This is a genomic window from Acinetobacter lwoffii (genome assembly GCF_029024105.1).
GTDB classification, from domain to species: domain Bacteria; phylum Pseudomonadota; class Gammaproteobacteria; order Pseudomonadales; family Moraxellaceae; genus Acinetobacter; species Acinetobacter lwoffii.
In genome coordinates this window covers 2,565,677-2,589,035 of record NZ_CP118963.1, presented here as the reverse complement: position 1 = coordinate 2,589,035, position 23,359 = coordinate 2,565,677, and the positions used below count along the sequence as shown (strand labels likewise).

Genomic DNA, 23,359 nt, shown 5'->3' with positions numbered 1-23,359 from the left:
AACCTATGAAAAATAAAGCAACTCCATCAAAAGCATGGGCGACAGTGCAGATTGCACGTCATCCAGAACGTCCACAATTCCTGGACTATGTGGGTGAAATATTCACTGAATTTGATGCTTTACATGGTGACCGCCTATATGGTGATGATGGCGCGATGATCGGTGGCCTGGCTCGTTTCGATGGTCAACCGGTGATGATCGTTGGTCAGCATCGTGGTCGTAGTACCCGTGAAAAATTACAGCATAATTTTGGCATGAGTAACCCGGAAGGTTATCGTAAGGCACAGCGTCTGCTAGACATGGCAGAGCGTTTCAACCTGCCAGTCTTCACCTTTATTGATACCATGGGTGCTTATCCGGGTGTCGGTGCAGAAGAACGTGGTCAGGCTGAAGCGATTGCGACCAGTCTGGCTCAGCTTTCCAACTTGAAAGTACCGGTAATTGCAACTGTACTGGGTGAAGGCGGTTCAGGTGGTGCGCTGGGTATTGGGGTAGCAGACCGTGTGGTGATGCTCTCTCACAGTATTTATTCGGTGATTTCACCGGAAGGCTGTGCCTCAATTCTCTGGAAAACCGCTGAAAAAGCTGAACAGGCCAGTGAAGCCTTGGCTCTGACTGCAGAAAAATTGCAGAAAATGGGTATTGTAGAATATGTGGTGGATGAAGGTGAGGGTGCTCATTTAAATCCGGATCAGGTCATGAACAGCTTGAAAGCAGTGCTGAAAGAAGCTTTGAATGAACTGCAACCAATGGAAGCGCAAGCACGATGCGAAGCACGTTACCAACGTTTAATGAAGTTTGGCAGCGACAATTTAGGTCTGGTTTCTTAAAACAGCTGCAGGACTTTCCTGCAGAGACAAAAGTTCTCATCGGATGCAGTGGCGGCGTAGATTCTATGCTGTTGCTGCATCTGATGTTTTTTTTATGCCCGGAAAAAGTTCGGGCGATTTATGTCGATCATCAGTTACAAGCACTCAGCGCAGATTGGGGTAAGTTCGTTGCACATCAATGTCAGCAATTGAATATTCCCTGCATCATTCAGCCAGTCAATGTCGCCAGTGGCAATTTGGAACAGCAAGCGCGCAATTCACGTTATCAGGCCTATCTGCAACATTTGCAAGCGGATGAAATGTTGGTGTTAGCGCATCATCAGCAGGATCAGGCGGAAACCCTGATGTTGCGTTTATTGTCTGGTGCCGGCGTTGACGGTTTAGCAGCCATGAAACAGATCGATGTACGTGAAAATCTCACGATTTGGCGGCCATTGCTGGATATTTCCCGTGAGCAGATTTGCCAATGGGCATCAGACCTGAATGTTCAGAATATTGAAGATCCGACCAATGCTGATACCCATTATGACCGAGCCTGGGCACGCCAGACCCTGTGGCCAGTATTAAGCGAACGCTATCCTAAAATGCAAGCTGCCTTGGTGCGAACCAGTGAGTTAATGCAGGATGCTCAAGACATTTTACAAGAAGTGCTGCAACAGGATTTAGCATATTGTGGAACTGAAACGCAGCTCGATCTTGGTAAATTTTTACAGCTTTCAAAATCACGACAACGTCAATTACTCTCTGCCTGGATGAAAGGTAAACAACAGTATCGTCCATCCTTAGATATGGTGGAGCGTTTGCAACGCGAAGTGATTTATGCCAAGCAAGATGCTCAGGCAGCATTGCATTGGCAAGGCTTTTATTATGTACGCTATCAGCAGCAATTATATCGTTTGACCGCAGAGATCTATTTAGCCGAGCAGCAACAGGTTCAAACTAGTCCGGAAAGTATAAAATTCGCTTTAAAAGACTGTGTGCAGGTTTTGTCAGGGAAATTTATCATCGCGCCTGCACAGTTCGGTTTATCTCCTGCATTATTGCAGCAAGCTTTGCATTTACAGCAGAGGCAGGGTGGCGAAAAAATTCATTTATATGGCCGTGTCGGTACCTGGCCGCTGAAAAAAGCTATTCAGGAAGCGCAAATATTTCCCTGGGCTCGGCATACTATTCAAATATTAAGCACAGATAATGTTATGCTAGGCGTGTTTACCCCTAAAGGATTTTGGTTGGCCCAATCTGCATATTGTGAAGCAGGTGGATGGCTGCCGATGTCGGTTTCTTCAACTTTAGAACTCAACGATGAGCATTGAACATGAGTGCAGCTTTAAATTGTAATATCTGTTTTATTGGTGGCGGTAATATGGCCCAAGCCTTAATTGGCGGTCTGATTTCACGTGGTTTGCCAGCAACACGTATTACAGTTTCTGATCCGGTCGAAAAAGTCCGTGCTTTATTGGCGGAAAAAGAAATTAATGTGACCGGGGATAATAGCGCTGCAATTCAGGATGCAGATATCGTCGTATTGGCGGTAAAACCTCAGGTTTTGGCTCAAGTGCTGCAACCCTTAAAAGGTCTGGTTAATAATAAGCTGATTATTTCCATTGTTGCCGGTGCAGAAATTGCCACATTGTCAGCATTGTTGGGGACAGAGCGTATTGTCCGGGTCATGCCGAACACGCCAGCATTGGTACAGACCGGGGCTCATGGTTTATATGCCAATGCATTTGTGGAAACGAGTGACCGTGAGCTAGCCAGTCAGGTTCTGGCGTCGACCGGACTGACCATTTGGGTCGACTCAGAAGCACAAATTGATGCAGTCACTGCAGTCTCGGGTTCGGGTCCGGCTTACTTTTTCTATATGATGGAAAGTATGATTCGTGCGGGTAAAAATTTAGGTCTGGATGAAAAAGTTGCAACTGCACTCACCTTGCAGACGGCTTTAGGCGCGGCGCAAATGGCGATTACCAGCTCGAATACGCCGGCTGAGTTACGTAAAAATGTGACTTCTCCAAATGGGACTACACAGGCTGCACTTGAAGTCTTTGATCGCGCCCAGATTTCTCAAAATATTCAGGCGGCACTTGCCGCTGCACAAAAACGCAGTCAAGAACTGGCACAAGAGCTCAGTGAAAGCAGCAAATCTTCAGTTTAATTTTTAGGAACGTTCAAGTATGGGTGCAAATTCTGCGCTAATTTTTGGCATTATCATTAACGTCGCGATTTTGCTCGTATTCTTCCGATTTTTAATGCAACTGGCAGCGGTCAGTCCTTACAATCCTGTGGTTCTTTCTACTGTGAAAGCCACTAAAATTGTAGATGTATTTGGTCGAATTTTCCCAACTTTGGCCAAAGGTCGAGTCAGTACTGCTGCTTTGGCATTACTGGTCGTGCTCTATCTGCTTAAAATTTTTGGCATGATGTATCTGTCAGGGGGGATGCCGAATGGGCCTGTCCATCTGATTATTCTGACTTTTGTTACCATGATGCAGGATCTTATCCGTTTCTGTCGTTATTTGATTTTCGCTACGATTATCTTAAGTTGGGTGGTGATGTTTACTCAGTCTCGTTCGCCTTATATTGAAGTCGTGCAAGAGCTGGCTGAGCCTTTACTGGCGCCATTCCGTCGTATCATGCCAAATATGGGGATGATTGACCTTTCTCCAATCTTCGCTATTTTAACTTTGATTATTATCGAAATGATTATGAACCAGGTGGCGATTGTATTGCTTACCGGTCTTTAATCGGATCCAAATAAAAAGGACGCTGAGGCGTCCTTTTTTATTTGCTCCTCCCTTTAGAAAAGGGAAGTTGGGAAGGATTTGTTAAACTTCCCAAACGGTGAACAAGTTTTAATCGCAGTACAAGAAGATGGGATATTAACCTCTCCCTAACCCTCTCCTGAGAGGAGAGGGGATACCTTTAAAATAATATTGGTTTTCACTCTCTCCCAGAGGGGGGAGGGCTGGGGTGAGGAAACCCTTTAATGCGCCTCATCCCAGTTTTTGCCTTTACCCACTTCTACCACCAATGGTACAGAAATCTGCAATACCGATTGCATCACTTCAGCCAGTTTAGGTGCCAGTTCATCGGCAATGTCTTCATCGACTTCAAATACCAGTTCATCGTGTACCTGCAACAGCATTTTGGCCTGATCTTTTGGCAACATTTTGTCGACTTCAATCATTGCCATTTTAATGATATCCGCAGCCGAACCTTGTAGCGGGGCATTAATTGCAGCCCGTTCTGCCGCTTTACGCACCATCATATTACGGGCATCAATATCTGGGGTATATAAACGGCGTCCGAGCAAGGTTTCAACAAAACCTTGTTCTAATGCGACCTGACGGGTACGTTGCATATAGTCATAAATGCCCGGATAGCGGTGGAAATACTGCTTGATATAGTCCTGTGATTCCTGACGGGTAAAGCCTAACTGACGGATCAGACCGAATTCAGACATACCGTAAAGTAGTCCGAAGTTAACAGCCTTGGCCTGACGGCGCTGGTCATTGGTCACTTCTTCCAAAGGAATGCCTAGAACTTCAGCTGCGGTACGGCGGTGTACATCCTGACCATGAATAAATGCATCCAGCAGGGCTTCATCCTGAGATAAGTGGGCCATGAGACGCAATTCAATTTGTGAGTAATCGGCTGCCAGCAAAACACGACCTTCCGGTGCCACAAACGCCTTGCGAATTTGACGGCCAATTTCGGCACGAATCGGAATATTCTGCAGGTTTGGATCAGTCGATGATAAACGGCCAGTTGCAGTCAATGCCTGGTGGTAACTGGTATGCACACGGTGGGTATCAGGATTAGCCTGTTTGCATAAGCCATCGGTATAAGTGCTTTTCAGCTTGGACAAACCACGATATTCCAGAATCAGCTGGGCAATCGGATGTTCAATTTTTTCCAGTACACTTTCACTGGTGCTGTATTGTCCGGTGGTGGTTTTTTTACCGCCTTTTAGCCCCAGCTTTTCAAATAACACTTCACCGACCTGTTTAGGTGAGCTGACATTAAAGCTTTCACCGGCAATTTCCATAATCTGGTTTTCCAGATTTTGCATGGTATTGGAAAATTCGCCCCCAAGCTGATCCAGAAAAGCCAGATCCAGTTCGATGCCGTTTTCTTCCATTTGTGTCAGTACACGTGCGACCGGAACTTCAATATTGTGCAGAATATTCACCAGTTCAGGATGTGCCTGTAATTTCCCGCTCAAGACTTCATAAAGACGATAAGTGACATGAGCATCTTCTGCGGCATAATGTGCTGCAGTTTCAAGTGGAATCTGGTTGAAGGTCTTTTGTTTAGCACCTTTACCGGCCACTTGTTCATAAGTCGTGGTCAGATGACTCAAATACAGACGGGCCACATCATCCATGCCATGACGGGTCGCGACAGAATTCAGGACATAGGAAGCCAGCATGGTATCGAAATACCAGCCTGCCAGATGAATGCCATGATTTTCCAGTACATGTGCATCATATTTCAGATGATGCCCAATTTTCTTTACAGACTCATCTTCCAGAATTGGTTTGATCTGCGCCAGAATTACTTCACGATTCAGCTGCTCCGGTGCGCCTTCATAATCATGTGCCAAGGGAACATAATAAGCATTCTGCGCATCGAAGGCGACCGAGAAACCGACAATCTGTGCAATACGATAATCCAAACTGGTGGTTTCGGTATCAAAGGCAAAACGTTTTTCGGTACTTAGGCGCTCAAACAGTGTGTCCCAGTCCTGCTGGCTTAATACTGTGTGGTAGGTCGCTTGACCTAGCTGGTCATCACTGCTGGTTACAGAGGCATGGTCTTCCAGAGGTTCTGGTGCTGTAACCGCTTTGGCGTTAATAGATTTTGCCGCCTGCTGGTAATTTGAATTATTCGGGTTGTTCGGGTGATCTAAGGACTGCAGCTGGTTACGGAATTCCAGCTCGGTGTACAAATGACGCAAGGTCTCGACATTCGGCTCACCCAGTTTTAAATCGTCATAACCAAAGTTAAGATCCAGATCGATGACAATACTGGCCAGTTGATGGTCCAGTGCAATACCATCGACATGTTCTTTAATATTTTGACCGACTTTGCCTTTGATCTTGTCGACATTTTCTAAAATGCCGCCAATCGAGCCATATTCAGTGAGCAGTTTTGCTGCCGTTTTGGCACCTACACCTGGCACGCCCATAATGCCATCTGATGCATCGCCCATCAGGGTGAGATAGTCAATAATCTGATTCGGCCAGACGCCAAACTTTTCAAACACACCGTCGACATCCAGCGGTTTTTCTTTAAAGCTGTCTTCCAGGGTGACTTTTTCGGTCACCAGTTGTGCCATATCTTTATCGCCCGTAGAGATCAGCACCTGATGTCCCATCGCCTCGGCACGTTTGGCCAGTGTTCCGATAATGTCATCGGCTTCGGCACCCGGTAAGGTATGCAGGGGAATGCCCAAAGCGCGGATCAAGGCATGCAGATAAGGAATCTGTTCGGATAATTCCGTTGGCATGCTGGGACGGTCACCTTTATAAATCGGTGACAGCTCATGCCGGAAGGTCGGTTCTGGGGTATCGAAAATCACCGCCATATGGGTCGGTTGGGTCCGGCGCATCAGTTTTTGAATAGCAGAAATCGCACCACGAATTGCATTGGTATGTAAACCGGTTGACGTGGTTAATGGTGGCAGTGCGTGAAAGGCACGAAATAAAAAGTAAGAGCCATCGACCAAGACAAATGGTGGCATGTAATCAATTCCTTATTCAAAATACAGCGCTATTGTACGTGATTTTTACCGCGCTCGCTGAGGCGAGTCTGAGTTTACAGCTTAGCGAATATCGGCCGAAGATGAAATAAGCAGCACAAGCTGTTGTATGATGGAACGATTCAGGAAAGAGAAATATAAGAATGGCTGCAGGACGGAATGAGTTGCGCATGATCTGGCTGATTACCCTGCTGATAGCCGGGATCAGCGCCTGGTATCTGGGTTATCAGATTGTAACTTATCTGTGTGGTTTGGGGTTTATCTTTAGCGTGATGCAATATGTCACTGCGGTAGAAGCACCGATGAATCAATTGGCCGGACAGCAGCAGATGTCCTTGGAGCGCAATTCTAAAGTTCCTTTATATATCTCATCAATTACTGCCATTGTCGGCGGGTTGGCTGAACTGGACTGGTTGATGGGAATCGGGATTACGGCATGGGTATTCTTTTTGCTCAGGTGGCTGCAACGTCTGGAAGGACGCTTGATACAGTTGCAATCGCAATCTCATTCTGCCGATCTATCCCCCTCGATACCAGCGACCTGGTCTGATGCTGCCCCTTTGACTTCTCAACAGGCTCTAAATTCTCAGTCCACGCCTAATCTCATAGATCAAGTTCAGCGCTGGATATTTCAAGGAAATCCGGTACTCAAAGTTGCGATTGGTATTTTGGTCATCGGTATTATTCTGTTATTACGCTTCGCGACGGAACACTGGCAAATTAGTCTGGCGATGAAACTGGGACTAATTGCGCTAGCAAGTATGAGTGTCGCCGGTCTGGGTTATTGGCTGATTGAGAAAAACCGCAGTTTTGCTTTGGCCTTAGAAGGTTTAGGTTTAGGAGCACTGTTCCTGACCTTATTCTTTGCCTATTACAATCTGGTGATTCCCACGTTACCGTTGGCGACTTTGCTATTCCTCATCATTCTGGCCATCACTTTGTATTTAAGTCTGAAACAGGAAAGCATCGAACTGGCCTTGATGGCTTTACTGATTGCTTATCTGGCGCCGTTTACCTTGCCGACCCGCGATGCTTCTGCTGTTGAGTTGATCAGCTATTATCTGCTGATCAATATCGGGGTGGCGGTGTTGAGCAGTTTCCGGCCATGGAAGATTCTCAATCAAATTGCCTTTTTAGTGACTGCGGTCGTTGGCGGGATATATAGCCTGATTCATGGTTATACATATGAGCGTTATGCCATGACTGCGTTGATTCTGGCACATAGTGCACTGTTTATCTGGCTAGGTTTCCGCTTCAGTCAGTTGCTGGCACGACAGGATCTCTCACGTTTTCACTTAAAACCGGTACTGGACTTAGCGCTGATTTTTGCTGCCCCTATTACCGCTTATATTTTTCTGTATCTGATTCATTTTAATCAGCCCAATCAAAAACTCTGGCAAGCTGGATTAAGCCTGTTCTTTGCACTGGTCTTTGCCGCTTGCTGGACACTGCTGCGCCGTAAACAAACTATCCAGCTCATTTCGCAGAGCTATCTGAGCCTGATGCTGATTTTCCTGGCCTTGGTGCCACCGATCTTATTGACAGAACAATGGAGTGTGATTGGTTGGGCAGTTGAAGGTGTGCTGATTTATTTATGGGCCTTGGAAAAAAATATCCGGGTAGCACACTATCTGAGCATGGGCTTATTGCTGATGGCCGGATTCAGCAGCCTGTATTATCTGGTCGAGATTAATCCAACACCGCGAATCATTTTCTGGATTTTGAGTCTGTGCTATGTGGCAGTCGTAGTCATCAGCCAGCTTAAAAAGCAGTACCAGCAGCAGATGGATAGTCTGAGTGTCAGCTTTTTAAGCAGTTTAAGTGTTGCGGCCAGCCTGATGTTATTTGCCTTGCTGGAAGATGAATTTCCGAGTCAGCATGCCTATGTGCTGAGTTTATTTATCATCACACTGGGTTATGTACTGTTCAATGAAATGATCCTGCGCAAAACCCAGGAATGGTCCTGGTTGCTGCCGAAGTGGAGTGGCATCTCGCCCTTGCTGGTCATTGCGGCGATTCTGACCCTGGATCGTAGTCAAAATGCGGTGATTGTCTGGAATAGTAGTTTTGAACGTGGAGTTTTTGCCCTTTCTACGATGCTACTAGCCATTTTGTGGCTTAGACCGTTGGCTGGCTTGCAGCTCTCCAAGGAGTGGATGAGCTTTGGTGTTTTTAGTAGTCTGGCTTTGGCAAGTGTATGCCTGATCCCGAACATGCCTTATCTGAGCATGGTGATTTTACCTTTATTCTTCTGCCTGTGGTGCTATCGACAGGATCCGCAGTCGGGCTGGCAGCAGCTTTGGCAAACCAAGAGCTGTTTATTGCTGATGGGAAGCTGGCTGGTATGTTCACAGCTGTTTAGCCAGCAAGCCTTTCAATATTACTGGCTGCCGATCCTGAATCCTTTTGACCTGATCAGTATCGCCATGTTTGCCAGTTTTATCTGGATGCTGTTACAGCAAATCAAGGTGGGACGTGATAAAGGCATGATGGCGGTTTTAATGGTACTAAGCCTGTTATGGCTTTCCAGTTATATTGTTTTAAGAGCTTTACATGTGTATCTGCAGACACCGTTTAATGAGCTGGCATTATGGAGCAATGCAACAGTTCAACTTAGTCTGACCATACTCTGGGTATTGCTGGCCTGGATCACCATGTGGACAGCAACACTCAAAAAACTGAAACCGATGTGGATTTTAGGTGGTAGTATTCTGGTGATTGTGACTTTGAAACTCGTACTATTTGACCTGTCACATATTGGCACCCTGACCCGGGTGATTTCATTCCTGCTGGCGGGTGGGGTGATGCTGCTGATTGCTTATATTGCGCCGATGCCGGAGAAGGAGCTTTGAATCCTCTCGCTAACCCTCTCCTTTAAAAAGGAGAGGGAATCTAAGGTTTATTTCAGATCAGGCTCTCTTTTGAGGGTCTTTTCATTGGCGTATTGATCGATCTCTTCATTTTCTAGAGGGCGGGAAAGTGGAGGATCGACAAAGCCCATTTTTGGCACCGGAATTTCAATCTGGTTATCGACAAAGCCGTTTCGAATCCGTTCCTGCATTTCATCACGTACTTTCAGGTAGTTTTCCTGTTGGCACCACACCGCAAACAGCAGTTCGATCGAAGATTCACGGAAAGCGGTAACGGTGACTGCAGGTTTCGGGTCGGCCAGTACCAGCGGATATTTATTGGCAACGTCCAGCAGCACTTCACGTACCTTGATAATATCTTCATGGAAATTGATCGCCAGGGTAATTGGAATACGCCGTATCGGAAATTTCGACAAGTTCTGCACCGGTGCCCGAATTAGCTGTTCATTCGGTAAACGCACATAGATATTATCTTGGGTCAAAAGTTTAACCGAGAGCAGATCAATCGAAATCACTTCGCCTTCAATGGTATGCCCACGAATCAAGGTAATCTGGATGGTATCACCGACTTCAAAAGAACCTTCACCAATCAGGAACAGACCACTGATCAGGTTGGATGCTGAGGTTTGCGAAGCAAAACCCAGTGCGACCGTTAAAATCCCTGCAGCGCCAAGGAAGACACTGAGTTTAAAACCGGCTTCTTTCAGACTAGCCATCACAAACAGCAGGAAGATAAAATAGAAAATTCCGCGGCGCCAGACCAGTTTCTGATGGGCATTAAAACGGACACCAATGGTGCGAATAAAGGTATTGGAAATAAAGCGTGCGATCAGGAAGCCAATAAAGCACAACACCACCGCCACCAGAACTTCGGTCAAACGGTCGGTATTGATATTGGTAAATACTCCCTTTAGGCTGTTGGTGACTTCGGTCGGAATATTTGAACTTGGCATCAGACGCCCTTAGAAAAATGAATCAAACATATTAAATAACGCACCTGCCGGATCGCGCGGTGGATGCAGATAGGCGACTTCGCCGGCATTTGGTGGTGTGCGGTTTTCGACCCGAATCCGTGGTGGACGATCCGAACTTTCATGCAAAACGCGGATTTGTGAGGTCCATAAGCGGCCGGTACTTTCACTGTAAAAAAGCGGCAGGGCAGGCACTGGCACATTCATTCGGTCAAAGCGCAATTGCTGGTTACTGGTATTGTGAAACTCAATCGGCGTGACTGCACGAAAGGCTCGCGGATGTAACTGTTTCAGTTCGGTTCTGCCATCGACTGCGGTGGCATAACAGATTTCCCCCGAACGGTGATTGGGTCCAAACCAGGTGTCTTTTGGCAAGATTACCGGCAAATCGAAAATCGGTTCGCGCTGCCCCTCGACAAAACCGGCAATCCATAAGGGCGTGCTGATATAAAGCGTACCGCGCTGTCCGGCAGGAATATAAATCGGATCGACTGGTTTAATCACCACAGAACGGTCTGCAAGGCGTGGCATCAGTTGCAATTTGTTTTGCGTGGATTTGAACATATAGCGTTCAATTTTCACAGGTGGGGGAAAGGCAAAATTCGGATCATCAATCTGATGCCATTGCTGTTCATAATCGTATTGCACAGAAGGGCGGAAATATTCCAGTCGCCATTCCTGAATCCCTCGGGTCAGCCGAAACAGCAAGGAGCCAAACTGCCAGGCTTTAGACTGATTTATTTCAAAATTCTGTTCTCCCCACCAGCGCATTTTCGCTGTATTCGGGATTAATTCATCTTTATCTTGCGGCAATCTTGGCACCCTTTCTTGCTAAATCTTTGAAAACATACTTCACGCTGTCATATGCTTAGAGTACACTCAATTTAAATTTTTTCATCATTATTATAATCCGCGATGCAAGTACTTAAACAATTACAAATCCCATATAGCTTCGCCAAGCGCCATGGTGTGCTGTTGCGTTATGAGGGAGATCAGGCCTTTATTCTGCGCCGTGACAATACCTCGATGCTTGCATTGCAGGAAGCCCGCCGTCTGCTCGGTTATCCGGCTCATTTTCAGCTTTGTACTGAACAGGAATTTAACCAGTTACTCAGTTCCAGTTTTGCCGGAGATAGCGGCGAATCACAGCAGGTGGCTGCCGGTCTGGAAGATCATCCGGATTTACTCAGTCTGGCTGATTCGGTACCGGAAGCTGAAGACCTGATGGATCAGGAAGATGATGCGCCAATTGTACGTCTGATCAATGCGCTATTATCCGAAGCAATTCGTGTTGGGGCCTCCGATATTCATATTGAATCTTTTGAGAAAAAACTGTCGGTGCGTTTACGGGTCGATGGCCAGTTACGCGAAATTGTCCAGCCACGCCGTGAACTGGCACCGCTTCTGGTTTCACGGATTAAAGTCATGGCCAAACTGGATATTGCGGAAAAGCGTATTCCTCAAGATGGCCGTATTTCATTACGCTTGGCCGGACGTGAAGTCGATGTCCGTGTATCCACCTTGCCATCTTCTTATGGGGAGCGGGTGGTGATGCGTTTGCTGGACAAGCAGGCTGGCCGTTTGAACATGACCCATTTGGGCTTGATGAATAATGACTATGGTCGACTCAAGACCTTAGTGCATCGCCCGCACGGGATTATTCTGGTGACTGGCCCGACCGGTTCGGGTAAAACCACCACCTTATATGCGGCACTTTCTGACCTGAATGACGGTTCTAAAAACATCCTCACGGCTGAAGATCCGATTGAATATCAGCTGGAAGGCATTGGACAAACGCAGGTCAATACCAAAGTGGATATGACTTTTGCCCGTGCGTTAAAAGCCATGTTGCGTCAGGACCCGGATGTGGTCATGGTTGGTGAGATTCGTGATCTGGAAACCGCAGAAATTGCGGTGCAGGCATCCCTGACAGGACATCTGGTGTTATCCACCTTACACACCAATACCGCGATTGGTGCGGTTACGCGCCTGAAAGATATGGGAATTGAACCATTTCTGCTGTCCAGTTCTTTAATCGGGGTAATTGCCCAACGTCTGGTGCGTACCTTGTGTCCACATTGCGCGACCTGGCATGAGGCAGATGCTTTCGAGAAGAATCTATTTGGCAATATTGAGCATCCCCAAGATTTAAGATTACCGCAACCTCAAGGCTGTGAACGTTGTGGCAATACTGGCTTTAGTGGCCGTACTGCAATTTATGAAATTGTCCCAGTCGATGATCATATGCGCCGTTTGATTCATGGCAATGCGGCTGAATATGAAATCGAAAGCTATGTACGTCAGCAGTCAGGTTCCATTCGTGATGATGGTCTGCGTAAAGTATTGGCCGGAAAAACCACGATTGAAGAAGTATTGCGAGTAACCAACGAAGCAGTAGAATAATTTTTTAATCTGCTCGCTTTATCATAATGATCGTCAGGACTTTTGGATATTTACCAGAGACTGACGATTTTTTTCATGAGTTGTACACGAAAAGGTGCAGTCGGATTTCCCGGATTACGCAGAGTTTCATTTTCATAAAAGTTCTGCCAGGCTTGTGCCATTGCTAAACTCAGTCCTTCCTGTTTCATTGTTTCAACATCTGCCTGAGTAATATTGAGAAAACGGGCTTCAGCATCTTTGGGGCCAGCTCCCCAGCCAATAATCCCTTTACCAAATTCAGGCAGAATCATATTGTTGGGTGTTGCAGGAATGGGTAGGCGTTCAATTTCAGTATTGAGCAGAGATTTTATTTTCGGACGGATTTTTTCTGAGAGATAAAGATCTGCAAAAGAGGTTGTAGCAGTGAGGAGCAGGAGAGAATTCAGAAGAACTAGTTTTAACATCAATATAAATCGAATAAATGTAAATAAGAATCATTATATATAATTTCTTAAGTTTTTGCTGCAGTTTTCAAGTGGGGAAGAGAAGTAGCTTTTGACAAAAGATGAAGCGGGTAAATTTTGAAATTTATAATTGAAGTCTAGCTATCCTGAAGCTATTTTTTCAGGATAGCAGGTAAATCAAAATCTTAAGTAATCACATTTAAGTTCACATCAATATTATTGCGGGTCGCATTCGAGTAGGGGCAGACGATATGCGCAGCATCGACCAGTTTTTGTGCTTCTTCCTGATCCATGCCTTCAAGATGGATATTTAAGGTCACTTCGATTCCAAACCCGGTAGGAATCGGACCAATCCCAACATCACCTTCAATATAGGCATCTTTGCTGATATTGAGCTTGTCTCGATTGGCGACAAATTTCATAGCACCCAAGAAACAGGCGGAATAACCTGCGGCAAAGAGCTGTTCAGGATTGGTTCCACCGCCTGGTCCCCCCATTTCTTTAGGTACGGCCAATTGGACGTCCAGAATCTGATCGTTAGAAATGGCGCGGCCATCACGGCCCCCTGTGGCTTTGGCATGTGCGGTATAGACGGCTTTTTCTAATGACATGAGTTAAATCCCTGTTTATTTTTCGTAGAGCTTCTATGCTCGGTGATTTCACCTGAAGAATAAGCAGGGATTTTGTTATTTTATGCAAGCAAATGAAACGATTCAGGAAAGTTGAAGAAGTCTACGGTGTTGCATTAAAGGCATGGATTCACGCACTTTTTGCTGTTCATTTAAATCAAAGTCGACGGTGATGAGTTGAGCACCTTCTGCATGGATCATATTAAGAAGTTGTCCACGACTATTGGTGGCGGCTGCATGCCCCCAGGTCTGGCGTTTTTCTCCATGCCAGCCTTGTTGAGCTGCACCAAGCACCGAACATTGGCTATCTAGAGCACGTGTTTGCAGAAGAAGCTGCCAGTGCATTTCACCTGTGGTATAGGTAAAAGCAGAAGGTGCGGTCAAGAGGTTTGCACCTTTGGCTCGTAGATTTAACGCTAGTTCCGGAAAACGCAGGTCATAACAGACCATTAAACCAATATTACCAAAAGGGGTTTTGGCTACGACAACATCTGTGCCGGGCTCAAAGAACTTGGATTCCTGATAACCGCCTACAGCATCACCGACTTGCACATCAAACAAGTGAATTTTGTCATAACGCGCTTCGGTCCGTTCCGGACTGATACACAGGCTAACGGTACGCACGCGGCCATCTTCAATGATCGAACCATCCGGACGATAAGGGCAGGGTAATGTACCAGCGACGATCCAGGTGTCATATTGATGGGCAAGTTGTTCCAGACGCTGCTGAATCACTTCAAATTGTGCAGCAGTTTCACGCTGTTTTCCTGCGGCAAAACAGACAAAGTTTTCCGGGAAAACAATCAGTTCAGCTCCATTGGCCTTACTTTGTTGAATTAAAGATTCAATCTCCACGAAATTGGCATCAATTTCATTTTGAGAATTCATTTGTACAACAGAAAGTAAAGTCATAGGGTCCTCTTATAAGATGGTTATACCTTTTGCTCGGAAATTTTATCTAAATTGTCTTGCTCTTTCTGTAGCTGTTTGACTAAAGGTTCAAACATGTTCTGATTGCTTTGATTCAGTTTCATCAAGGTTTTATGCGCATCCAGAACCGTATTCAGCATATTTTGATGCGTGACATGTTCTTCCATCAGCGCACGTGTGCAGACATTTGGATCACCACAATAATTCAGAATCACAAACACTTGGCTCAATCCCATACTGTTGGCCAAAGTGGTAATGTCAGAATTGGTAGAAAGCATGACAGCCTGAATATTGTGTACTTGCTTGAGTTTGAGTCCTAGTTTCGCTAAAACACCCAGTACGGTACTGTCAATGAAACTGGTTTCGGTGAGATCAACGATAGCGCCAACTACGTTGTCTTGCTGTTCAATTTTGTTCAGTAATTTGTCTAGACTAATACAAGATTGGGCACGCACTTCGCCGATAAGCTTAAAAATATGCGTTCCATTCAGACTTGCATATTCAACATGACCTGTTGACATATAAATGCCATTTGCAGAGAAGGATATTAAATTATCCCATAGGGTGTATTGATACTCAAGTGGCTGAAAGTAGTAATCAAATTAAGTGCTTATAAAGCCTGTAAATATACTGCTAATTTACGCGGATAAAGCTTAAAAAGGCGATATCGTCAGCCACATGTTCCGGAGCCTGAAAAGATTGATTCTGCAAATGGTGTAATAATTGCGAGAATTGTTCATTTAAACCACCATCAAAAGGTTCCAGTGCGCCATCCGAACAGATAATAAAGCGCGCATTGCGACTTAATACCCATTCATTTTCCTCAACTTCAAGATCTTCGGTTAAGCCCAAAGGGAAACTGCTGGAAGAGAGGATTTTAGGTTCTTGATTGGGTTCAAATATAATCGGTGGAGGATAATGTCCAGCGCTGGACCATTTTAATACATGGGTTTCCAGATTAAGAATCCCGGCAATCATGGTGATGTGCTTTTCAATATTTTCCTGCATCAGCATGCCGTTCAGCTTTTTGATCAGCTCGCGCGGTGTTTTAGAGCGGCCATGGAAAGCTGCCATCCAGGACGTGAGTAAACTACTGGTGACACCATGTCCAGAGACATCGGCCAAATAGAAAATCACTTCTTTGTCGCTGATTTTCCAATAATCATACCAATCTCCTGAAAGATAGGCAGAAGGCTGGAAATAGGTTTCGACCTCGTAATTGGTCAATTCAATCGGATTTGGTAACAATCTTTTTTGTAATTCTGCCGCAGAAGGAAGGTCGCGGCTATCCTGATTACGTTTATATTGTGCGTCAATTTTTTGTAATGCCAGATCAGGATTCTCGGGAAGTTTATTCCAGATCCAGCCAGCCAAAGCCCCTTGTTCCCAGGCCTGAGCCAAAGCAGTACCTTCATTTTCTAAGGCCAGTACAATCGTAGGCAGATTCCACTTATATTTCAGATAATCATGTACATCTGCAATTGCAATAATCGTAGAGTCATACAGTTCATGATCATCCAGATAGATCATCTGAACATGCGGAAGTGCATCAAGTACTTGATCTAAGTAAGGAATATCACGAGTCGGTTGAATGAAATACATAAAAAAGTGATTCAATCCCAAGATTGGTTATAAGATGTACTATAATAAGCAAAGTATTGCTAGCGAACAGATTTTCACTAGCAATCATACATGAGGCTTAAACTTAAAGATCTTCGTTTGAAGATTTAATGTTGCTATCAATAGAAGGTGCATCATCAGAATTTTCATCTTCAAAATCATCTTCTAGGAACAGCGTATCTTGCTCTGTACCTTTCTTTTCTGCAATTGCATAATTGGTACGTTGTAAATAAATATCGCGAATCTGCGCATAGCGATCGCCAGTCAGCACTCCTTCAACGTCCAGTATTTCTGAACGGGTATCGATGGCACGCCAAAACTGATCAGTCCAGTAAAGTCCATCTTCATCTTCGAGAATGTATTTTTGTGGACGAGCTTGACTATCTACAGCAGTACCGATTACGCCACGGACAGAACTTGGACCTAAAAATGGCAACATGATATAAGGGCCAGAAGGCACGCCATAATAACCTAAGGTAATTCCAAATTTTTCCTCTTCATGACTCAAGCCCAGGCGACGCGCTGGATCAGCCAGTCCTAAAGTTGTTAAGGTGTTAATGGTAAAACGACCTAGGGATTTAGCAGCGCGGGCAGGACGACCTTGAATCAGCTGATTCACCACATTCCAAGGTTCACCTAGGTTACTGCGGAACTGGGTATAGCTGCCACGAACATCTTGAGGAACTTTTTCCACATATTGTACGGCTATGGGACGTACCACGGTGCGGTCAATCGCATCATTAAACTGATAGATCTTTCTATTTAACGGTTGAAAAGGATCTTTAACTTCTTCTGCCTGTGCTGCACTGGCATCAACTTTCAATTGCGTTTGTAATTGTTGAGCTTTGGTTGATATCTTTGTTCTAAGCGGCGTTTTTGCAGGCTCGTTTTCCAGATTTTCCACACCGGTGGCCACCTCAGCGAAAACATGTGCGCTTGAAGCTAAAGAAAATAAGCATATAGATAAGTAAATAGAACGATGCATAAGGTAACCTGAGGCCTTTTCTGTGTAAGTAGCACTACTTATTAGTATGAAAATAATAAACGTTATATTCACGAATAGACATCATTTAAGCAAATTTGTATAAAAAATGAATGAAAACACACGAAAAGCTTAAAAAATATACATACAAAATGATTTTCTTGAAAAAGGTGTTGCAGTCCCTCTGAAATGCTGTAGAATGCACATCCATCGGCGGTGATGTTGATTAAAACTTGTTGAGAAACAAGGATTTAGCCTAAAGGGTGAAATCTAGAAGTCTTGAAGAAGTTTAAAAATAATCAATAAAACCTGTTGACTTTTTAGAAATAAAGAGTAATATAGCCGACCTAGCTTGCTGGTGACGAATCAGCAAGAAGATCATTAAGAGATTATGAAGAACAACTTGTGTGGATTTTTACTGGTTGATTGATCGAAATTATTTTCATTGATTGATGGTAGAAATTACTCGAAGTTTATTTGAGAAATATTTGTCAGAAAATTGATGAGCCAAGATTGGTGCCCTTTAAGGCACTACATAGTATTAAACTGAAGAGTTTGATCATGGCTCAGATTGAACGCTGGCGGCAGGCTTAACACATGCAAGTCGAGCGGGGAAAGGTAGCTTGCTACCTAACCTAGCGGCGGACGGGTGAGTAATGCTTAGGAATCTGCCTATTAGTGGGGGACAACATCTCGAAAGGGATGCTAATACCGCATACGTCCTACGGGAGAAAGCAGGGGACCTTCGGGCCTTGCGCTAATAGATGAGCCTAAGTCGGATTAGCTAGTTGGTGGGGTAAAGGCCTACCAAGGCGACGATCTGTAGCGGGTCTGAGAGGATGATCCGCCACACTGGGACTGAGACACGGCCCAGACTCCTACGGGAGGCAGCAGTGGGGAATATTGGACAATGGGGGGAACCCTGATCCAGCCATGCCGCGTGTGTGAAGAAGGCCTTTTGGTTGTAAAGCACTTTAAGCGAGGAGGAGGCTACCGAGATTAATACTCTTGGATAGTGGACGTTACTCGCAGAATAAGCACCGGCTAACTCTGTGCCAGCAGCCGCGGTAATACAGAGGGTGCAAGCGTTAATCGGATTTACTGGGCGTAAAGCGCGCGTAGGTGGCCAATTAAGTCAAATGTGAAATCCCCGAGCTTAACTTGGGAATTGCATTCGATACTGGTTGGCTAGAGTATGGGAGAGGATGGTAGAATTCCAGGTGTAGCGGTGAAATGCGTAGAGATCTGGAGGAATACCGATGGCGAAGGCAGCCATCTGGCCTAATACTGACACTGAGGTGCGAAAGCATGGGGAGCAAACAGGATTAGATACCCTGGTAGTCCATGCCGTAAACGATGTCTACTAGCCGTTGGGGCCTTTGAGGCTTTAGTGGCGCAGCTAACGCGATAAGTAGACCGCCTGGGGAGTACGGTCGCAAGACTAAAACTCAAATGAATTGACGGGGGCCCGCACAAGCGGTGGAGCATGTGGTTTAATTCGATGCAACGCGAAGAACCTTACCTGGTCTTGACATAGTAAGAACTTTCCAGAGATGGATTGGTGCCTTCGGGAACTTACATACAGGTGCTGCATGGCTGTCGTCAGCTCGTGTCGTGAGATGTTGGGTTAAGTCCCGCAACGAGCGCAACCCTTTTCCTTATTTGCCAGCGGGTTAAGCCGGGAACTTTAAGGATACTGCCAGTGACAAACTGGAGGAAGGCGGGGACGACGTCAAGTCATCATGGCCCTTACGACCAGGGCTACACACGTGCTACAATGGTCGGTACAAAGGGTTGCTACCTCGCGAGAGGATGCTAATCTCAAAAAGCCGATCGTAGTCCGGATTGGAGTCTGCAACTCGACTCCATGAAGTCGGAATCGCTAGTAATCGCGGATCAGAATGCCGCGGTGAATACGTTCCCGGGCCTTGTACACACCGCCCGTCACACCATGGGAGTTTGTTGCACCAGAAGTAGGTAGTCTAACCTTAGGGGGGACGCTTACCACGGTGTGGCAGATGACTGGGGTGAAGTCGTAACAAGGTAGCCGTAGGGGAACCTGCGGCTGGATCACCTCCTTAACGAAAGATTGACGATTGGTAAGAATCCACAACAAGTTGTTCTTCATACGATGTATCTGAGGGTCTGTAGCTCAGTTGGTTAGAGCACACGCTTGATAAGCGTGGGGTCACAAGTTCAAGTCTTGTCAGACCCACCAAATCTGACTAACGAAGCATGAAAGTGCTGAAGCAAACAGAACAGAACGATACATTGACTTATTGATAAGCTGGGGACTTAGCTTAGTTGGTAGAGCGCCTGCTTTGCACGCAGGAGGTCAGGAGTTCGACTCTCCTAGTCTCCACCATACATTCCTACGGAATGTATAAAGACAAAAGCTAATAAATAGACAATCAGTTGATTGTTAGTTTAGTCCTTAAGCGATCAAGTGATGAGATCCTAGAGATTAACAAGTACAAGCGTTATGATACGCGCACTTGATAATCTCTGTGATTTATCACAGTTTCCTGACCTGACGAAGGCTGGAAAAATCATTAACAGAATATATTTGAGTTGAAATAATTTGTTCAAACTCGTTTTTAAGATCAACACTAACAGTGATTTATTACTGTGATGTGAAGATTAAGGAAATGAGTTCTAGCGAAATTAACTGAATCAAGCGTTTTGGTATATGAATCTAATTGAAGCTGTACAGTGCTTAAGTGCACAAACGCCAACTGTATGAGTAAGTCGCAAGACAAGCTCTGTTGCTTATCCTACTTGTAAGGATAAACGACTGTTTGGGGTTGTATAGTCAAGTAATTAAGTGCATGTGGTGGATGCCTTGGCAGTCAGAGGCGAAGAAAGACGTGATAGCCTGCGAAAAGCTCCGGGGAGGCGGCAAATATCCTGTGATCCGGAGATGTCTGAATGGGGAAACCCACTTACCATAAGGTAGGTATTGCAACATGAATACATAGTGTTGCAAGGCGAACGAGGGGAAGTGAAACATCTCAGTACCCTTAGGAAAAGAAATCAATTGAGATTCCCTCAGTAGCGGCGAGCGAAAGGGGAAGAGCCCATTAAGTCATATAAGTTCTAGTGGAACGCTCTGGGAAGTGCGACCGTAGACGGTGATAGTCCTGTACACGAAAGGGCTTATATGATGATGTCGAGTAGGGCGAGGCACGTGAAACCTTGTCTGAATATGGGGGGACCATCCTCCAAGGCTAAATACTCCTGACTGACCGATAGTGAACCAGTACCGTGAGGGAAAGGCGAAAAGAACCCCTGTGAGGGGAGTGAAATAGATCCTGAAACCGCATGCATACAAGCAGTGGGAGCCGGCTTAGTCCGGTGACTGCGTACCTTTTGTATAATGGGTCAGCGACTTATATTCAGTAGCAAGGTTAACCGCATAGGGGAGCCGTAGGGAAACCGAGTCTTAATAGGGCGTTTAGTTGCTGGGTATAGACCCGAAACCAGGTGATCTATCCATGAGCAGGTTGAAGGTTGGGTAACACTAACTGGAGGACCGAACCCACTGTCGTTGAAAAGCCAGGGGATGACTTGTGGATAGGGGTGAAAGGCTAATCAAACTTGGTGATAGCTGGTTCTCCCCGAAAGCTATTTAGGTAGCGCCTCGGACGAATACCATTGGGGGTAGAGCACTGTTTCGGCTAGGGGGTCATCCCGACTTACCAAACCGATGCAAACTCCGAATACCAATGAGTACTATCCGGGAGACAGACTGCGGGTGCTAACGTCCGTAGTCAAGAGGAAAACAATCCAGACCGCCAGCTAAGGCCCCAAAATTATAGTTAAGTGGGAAACGATGTGGGAAGGCATAGACAGCTAGGAGGTTGGCTTAGAAGCAGCCACCCTTTAAAGAAAGCGTAATAGCTCACTAGTCGAGTCGGCCTGCGCGGAAGATGTAACGGGGCTAAAACTATATGCCGAAGCTGCGGATGCATAATTTATTATGCGTGGTAGGGGAGCGTTCTGTAAGCCGATGAAGGTGGATTGAGAAGTCTGCTGGAGGTATCAGAAGTGCGAATGCTGACGTGAGTAACGACAATGCGAGTGAAAAACTCGCACGCTGAAAGACCAAGGGTTCCAGTCCAACGTTAATCGGGGCTGGGTGAGTCGACCCCTAAGGCGAGGCCGAGAGGCGTAGTCGATGGGAAATTGGTTAATATTCCAATACTTCTGTGTAATGCGATGAGAGGACGGAGAAGGTTAAGTCAGCCTGGCGTTGGTTGTCCAGGTGGAAGGTTGTAGGCATGTATCTTAGGCAAATCCGGGGTACTCTATGCTGAGAACTGATAGCAAGCTGTACTTGTACAGTGAAGTGGCTGATACCATGCTTCCAGGAAAAGTCTCTAAGCTTCAGTTACACAGGAATCGTACCCGAAACCGACACAGGTGGTCAGGTCGAGTAGACCAAAGCGCTTGAGAGAACTCTGCTGAAGGAACTAGGCAAAATGGTACCGTAACTTCGGGAGAAGGTACGCTGTTGTCTGTGATAGGACTTGCTCCTTGAGCGGCCGACAGCCTCAGAAACCAGGCCCCTGCAACTGTTTATTAAAAACATAGCACTCTGCAAACACGAAAGTGGACGTATAGGGTGTGATGCCTGCCCGGTGCTGGAAGGTTAATTGATGGGGTTAGCGTAAGCGAAGCTCTTGATCGAAGCCCCAGTAAACGGCGGCCGTAACTATAACGGTCCTAAGGTAGCGAAATTCCTTGTCGGGTAAGTTCCGACCTGCACGAATGGCATAATGATGGGGGCGCTGTCTCCAGCAGAGACTCAGTGAAATCGAATTCGCCGTGAAGATGCGGTGTACCCGCGGCTAGACGGAAAGACCCCGTGAACCTTTACTGCAGCTTGACATTGAACTTTGATCTTACTTGTGTAGGATAGGTGGGAGGCTTTGAAGTCGCGACGCTAGTTGCGATGGAGCCGTCCTTGAAATACCACCCTGGTAATATTGAGGTTCTAACTCTGTCCCGTTATCCGGGACGAGGACCATGTCTGGTGGGTAGTTTGACTGGGGCGGTCTCCTCCTAAAGAGTAACGGAGGAGTACGAAGGTGCGCTCAGCGTGGTCGGAAATCACGCGTAGAGTATAAAGGCAAAAGCGCGCTTAACTGCGAGACCCACAAGTCGAGCAGGTACGAAAGTAGGTCTTAGTGATCCGGTGGTTCTGTATGGAAGGGCCATCGCTCAACGGATAAAAGGTACTCTGGGGATAACAGGCTGATACCGCCCAAGAGTTCATATCGACGGCGGTGTTTGGCACCTCGATGTCGGCTCATCTCATCCTGGGGCTGAAGCAGGTCCCAAGGGTATGGCTGTTCGCCATTTAAAGAGGTACGCGAGCTGGGTTTAGAACGTCGTGAGACAGTTCGGTCCCTATCTACCGTGGGCGTTGGAAATTTGAGAGGATCTGCTCCTAGTACGAGAGGACCAGAGTGGACGAACCTCTGGTGTACCGGTTGTCACGCCAGTGGCATCGCCGGGTAGCTATGTTCGGAAGGGATAACCGCTGAAAGCATCTAAGCGGGAAGCCTACCTCAAGATAAGATTTCCCCGAGACTTTATGTCTCCTAAAGAGCCGTTGAAGACTACGACGTTGATAGGTTGGATGTGGAAGCATAGTGATATGTGAAGCTGACCAATACTAATTGCTCGTGAGGCTTGACTATACAACACCCAAACAGTTGTTGTACGAACTTCGAAAGAAGTGAGGATCAATTGATTCGATATTAAGCAAAACAGCTTGATTTAGTGAACGCTTAAGAACAAATGAGAGTATAATTAAGCACTGCTTAGTTCTACTCGCAAGAACTCAAATATACCTGTTAATGAATTCTATTTGGTAGAAAGCAAGGCAAAACGTAAGACCTAGCAAGTATCC

General features: G+C 46.0%; 15 protein-coding genes, 2 tRNA genes and 2 rRNA genes. 10 read left to right on the top strand and 9 right to left on the bottom strand.

What is annotated here, in order from left to right:
• The first annotated feature begins 5 nt into the window (after positions 1-5).
• The 4 genes from PYW33_RS12515 to PYW33_RS12500 are packed head-to-tail and all read left to right on the top strand — an operon-like array spanning position 6 to position 3,574.
• On the top strand, positions 6-830 hold the full coding sequence (locus PYW33_RS12515; RefSeq protein WP_004278263.1) for an acetyl-CoA carboxylase carboxyltransferase subunit alpha: 825 nt from the start codon (positions 6-8) through the stop codon (positions 828-830).
• Complete coding sequence (gene tilS, locus PYW33_RS12510) at positions 767-2,143, top strand: tRNA lysidine(34) synthetase TilS (RefSeq protein ID WP_080591857.1); 1,377 nt, start codon at positions 767-769, stop codon at positions 2,141-2,143. The genes PYW33_RS12515 and tilS overlap by 64 nt, the downstream gene beginning before the upstream one ends.
• Positions 2,144-2,145: 2 nt before the next feature.
• A complete protein-coding gene (proC, locus tag PYW33_RS12505) occupies positions 2,146-2,985 on the top strand; it encodes a pyrroline-5-carboxylate reductase (protein ID WP_004647533.1) in 840 nt (279 codons plus the stop codon).
• Between the two features lie 19 nt (positions 2,986-3,004).
• The gene (locus PYW33_RS12500; RefSeq protein WP_004278259.1) at positions 3,005-3,574 is read left to right on the top strand and encodes a YggT family protein; all 570 of its coding nucleotides are present in this window, start codon (positions 3,005-3,007) and stop codon (positions 3,572-3,574) included.
• A gap of 239 nt (positions 3,575-3,813) precedes the next feature.
• On the opposite strand, the gene polA is transcribed toward PYW33_RS12500, so the two are convergent.
• Positions 3,814-6,576, bottom strand: a complete 2,763-nt coding sequence (gene polA, locus PYW33_RS12495; RefSeq protein ID WP_004647534.1) for a DNA polymerase I — start codon at positions 6,574-6,576, stop codon at positions 3,814-3,816.
• A gap of 161 nt (positions 6,577-6,737) precedes the next feature.
• On the opposite strand from polA, the gene PYW33_RS12490 reads away from it, so the two are divergent.
• Positions 6,738-9,446 carry a DUF2339 domain-containing protein gene (locus PYW33_RS12490; protein WP_004647536.1) on the top strand — a complete coding sequence of 903 codons (2,709 nt, stop codon included), beginning with the start codon at positions 6,738-6,740 and terminating at the stop codon, positions 9,444-9,446.
• A gap of 47 nt (positions 9,447-9,493) precedes the next feature.
• Here PYW33_RS12490 and PYW33_RS12485 read toward each other — a convergent pair whose 3' ends face one another.
• Positions 9,494-10,417 carry a mechanosensitive ion channel family protein gene (locus PYW33_RS12485; protein WP_004647537.1) on the bottom strand — a complete coding sequence of 308 codons (924 nt, stop codon included), beginning with the start codon at positions 10,415-10,417 and terminating at the stop codon, positions 9,494-9,496.
• A gap of 9 nt (positions 10,418-10,426) precedes the next feature.
• Positions 10,427-11,206 carry a hypothetical protein gene (locus tag PYW33_RS12480; RefSeq protein ID WP_086044916.1) on the bottom strand — a complete coding sequence of 260 codons (780 nt, stop codon included), beginning with the start codon at positions 11,204-11,206 and terminating at the stop codon, positions 10,427-10,429.
• A gap of 144 nt (positions 11,207-11,350) precedes the next feature.
• Between PYW33_RS12480 and gspE the strand changes: the two genes are divergently transcribed.
• Positions 11,351-12,838 carry a type II secretion system ATPase GspE gene (gene gspE / locus PYW33_RS12475; protein ID WP_004647539.1) on the top strand — a complete coding sequence of 496 codons (1,488 nt, stop codon included), beginning with the start codon at positions 11,351-11,353 and terminating at the stop codon, positions 12,836-12,838.
• Positions 12,839-12,888: 50 nt separating this feature from the next.
• On the opposite strand, the gene PYW33_RS12470 is transcribed toward gspE, so the two are convergent.
• The 6 genes from PYW33_RS12470 to PYW33_RS12445 form a co-directional block, all read right to left on the bottom strand.
• Positions 12,889-13,281 (bottom strand): DUF4951 domain-containing protein, encoded by a 393-nt coding sequence (locus PYW33_RS12470; protein WP_004647540.1) that lies wholly within the window; start codon positions 13,279-13,281, stop codon positions 12,889-12,891.
• A 185-nt stretch (positions 13,282-13,466) separates the two neighbouring features.
• Positions 13,467-13,892 (bottom strand): organic hydroperoxide resistance protein, encoded by a 426-nt coding sequence (locus tag PYW33_RS12465; protein ID WP_004278250.1) that lies wholly within the window; start codon positions 13,890-13,892, stop codon positions 13,467-13,469.
• A gap of 102 nt (positions 13,893-13,994) precedes the next feature.
• Complete coding sequence (locus PYW33_RS12460) at positions 13,995-14,822, bottom strand: carbon-nitrogen hydrolase family protein (RefSeq protein WP_004647541.1); 828 nt, start codon at positions 14,820-14,822, stop codon at positions 13,995-13,997.
• A gap of 20 nt (positions 14,823-14,842) precedes the next feature.
• Positions 14,843-15,361, bottom strand: a complete 519-nt coding sequence (gene gigB / locus PYW33_RS12455; protein ID WP_004647542.1) for an anti-anti-sigma factor GigB — start codon at positions 15,359-15,361, stop codon at positions 14,843-14,845.
• 112 nt (positions 15,362-15,473) lie between these two features.
• Entirely contained in the window at positions 15,474-16,442 is a 969-nt protein-coding gene (gene gigA, locus PYW33_RS12450) for an RsbU family protein phosphatase GigA (protein ID WP_004647543.1), read from the bottom strand.
• A 103-nt stretch (positions 16,443-16,545) separates the two neighbouring features.
• Complete coding sequence (locus PYW33_RS12445) at positions 16,546-17,445, bottom strand: MlaA family lipoprotein (protein WP_004647544.1); 900 nt, start codon at positions 17,443-17,445, stop codon at positions 16,546-16,548.
• 540 nt (positions 17,446-17,985) lie between these two features.
• Between PYW33_RS12445 and PYW33_RS12440 the strand changes: the two genes are divergently transcribed.
• The 4 genes from PYW33_RS12440 to PYW33_RS12425 all read left to right on the top strand — a co-directional run bounded on the left by PYW33_RS12440 (position 17,986) and on the right by PYW33_RS12425 (position 23,147).
• Positions 17,986-19,523 (top strand): 16S ribosomal RNA (locus tag PYW33_RS12440).
• 60 nt (positions 19,524-19,583) lie between these two features.
• Positions 19,584-19,660 (top strand) — tRNA-Ile (locus PYW33_RS12435).
• Between the two features lie 71 nt (positions 19,661-19,731).
• Positions 19,732-19,807, top strand: a tRNA-Ala gene (locus PYW33_RS12430).
• Positions 19,808-20,252: 445 nt separating this feature from the next.
• Positions 20,253-23,147, top strand: a 23S ribosomal RNA gene (locus PYW33_RS12425).
• Together the 16S and 23S rRNA genes with 2 tRNA genes alongside form the textbook arrangement of a ribosomal RNA operon.
• Positions 23,148-23,359: the final 212 nt, after the last annotated feature.

What these genes read in the sequence shown, in the direction of transcription:
- proC (WP_004647533.1), top strand. Translation starts at nt 2,146, where the DNA reads ATGAGTGCAGCTTTAAATTGTAATATCTGTTTTATTGGTGGCGGTAAT.
- PYW33_RS12480 (WP_086044916.1), bottom strand. Translation starts at nt 11,206, where the DNA reads ATGCGCTGGTGGGGAGAACAGAATTTTGAAATAAATCAGTCTAAAGCC.
- PYW33_RS12445 (WP_004647544.1), bottom strand. Translation starts at nt 17,445, where the DNA reads ATGCATCGTTCTATTTACTTATCTATATGCTTATTTTCTTTAGCTTCA.
- gigA (WP_004647543.1), bottom strand. Translation starts at nt 16,442, where the DNA reads ATGTATTTCATTCAACCGACTCGTGATATTCCTTACTTAGATCAAGTA.
- tilS (WP_080591857.1), top strand. Translation starts at nt 767, where the DNA reads ATGCGAAGCACGTTACCAACGTTTAATGAAGTTTGGCAGCGACAATTT.
- PYW33_RS12465 (WP_004278250.1), bottom strand. Translation starts at nt 13,892, where the DNA reads ATGTCATTAGAAAAAGCCGTCTATACCGCACATGCCAAAGCCACAGGG.
- gigB (WP_004647542.1), bottom strand. Translation starts at nt 15,361, where the DNA reads ATGTCAACAGGTCATGTTGAATATGCAAGTCTGAATGGAACGCATATT.
- gspE (WP_004647539.1), top strand. Translation starts at nt 11,351, where the DNA reads ATGCAAGTACTTAAACAATTACAAATCCCATATAGCTTCGCCAAGCGC.
- PYW33_RS12515 (WP_004278263.1), top strand. Translation starts at nt 6, where the DNA reads ATGAAAAATAAAGCAACTCCATCAAAAGCATGGGCGACAGTGCAGATT.
- PYW33_RS12490 (WP_004647536.1), top strand. Translation starts at nt 6,738, where the DNA reads ATGGCTGCAGGACGGAATGAGTTGCGCATGATCTGGCTGATTACCCTG.
- PYW33_RS12460 (WP_004647541.1), bottom strand. Translation starts at nt 14,822, where the DNA reads ATGACTTTACTTTCTGTTGTACAAATGAATTCTCAAAATGAAATTGAT.
- PYW33_RS12470 (WP_004647540.1), bottom strand. Translation starts at nt 13,281, where the DNA reads ATGTTAAAACTAGTTCTTCTGAATTCTCTCCTGCTCCTCACTGCTACA.
- PYW33_RS12485 (WP_004647537.1), bottom strand. Translation starts at nt 10,417, where the DNA reads ATGCCAAGTTCAAATATTCCGACCGAAGTCACCAACAGCCTAAAGGGA.
- polA (WP_004647534.1), bottom strand. Translation starts at nt 6,576, where the DNA reads ATGCCACCATTTGTCTTGGTCGATGGCTCTTACTTTTTATTTCGTGCC.
- PYW33_RS12500 (WP_004278259.1), top strand. Translation starts at nt 3,005, where the DNA reads ATGGGTGCAAATTCTGCGCTAATTTTTGGCATTATCATTAACGTCGCG.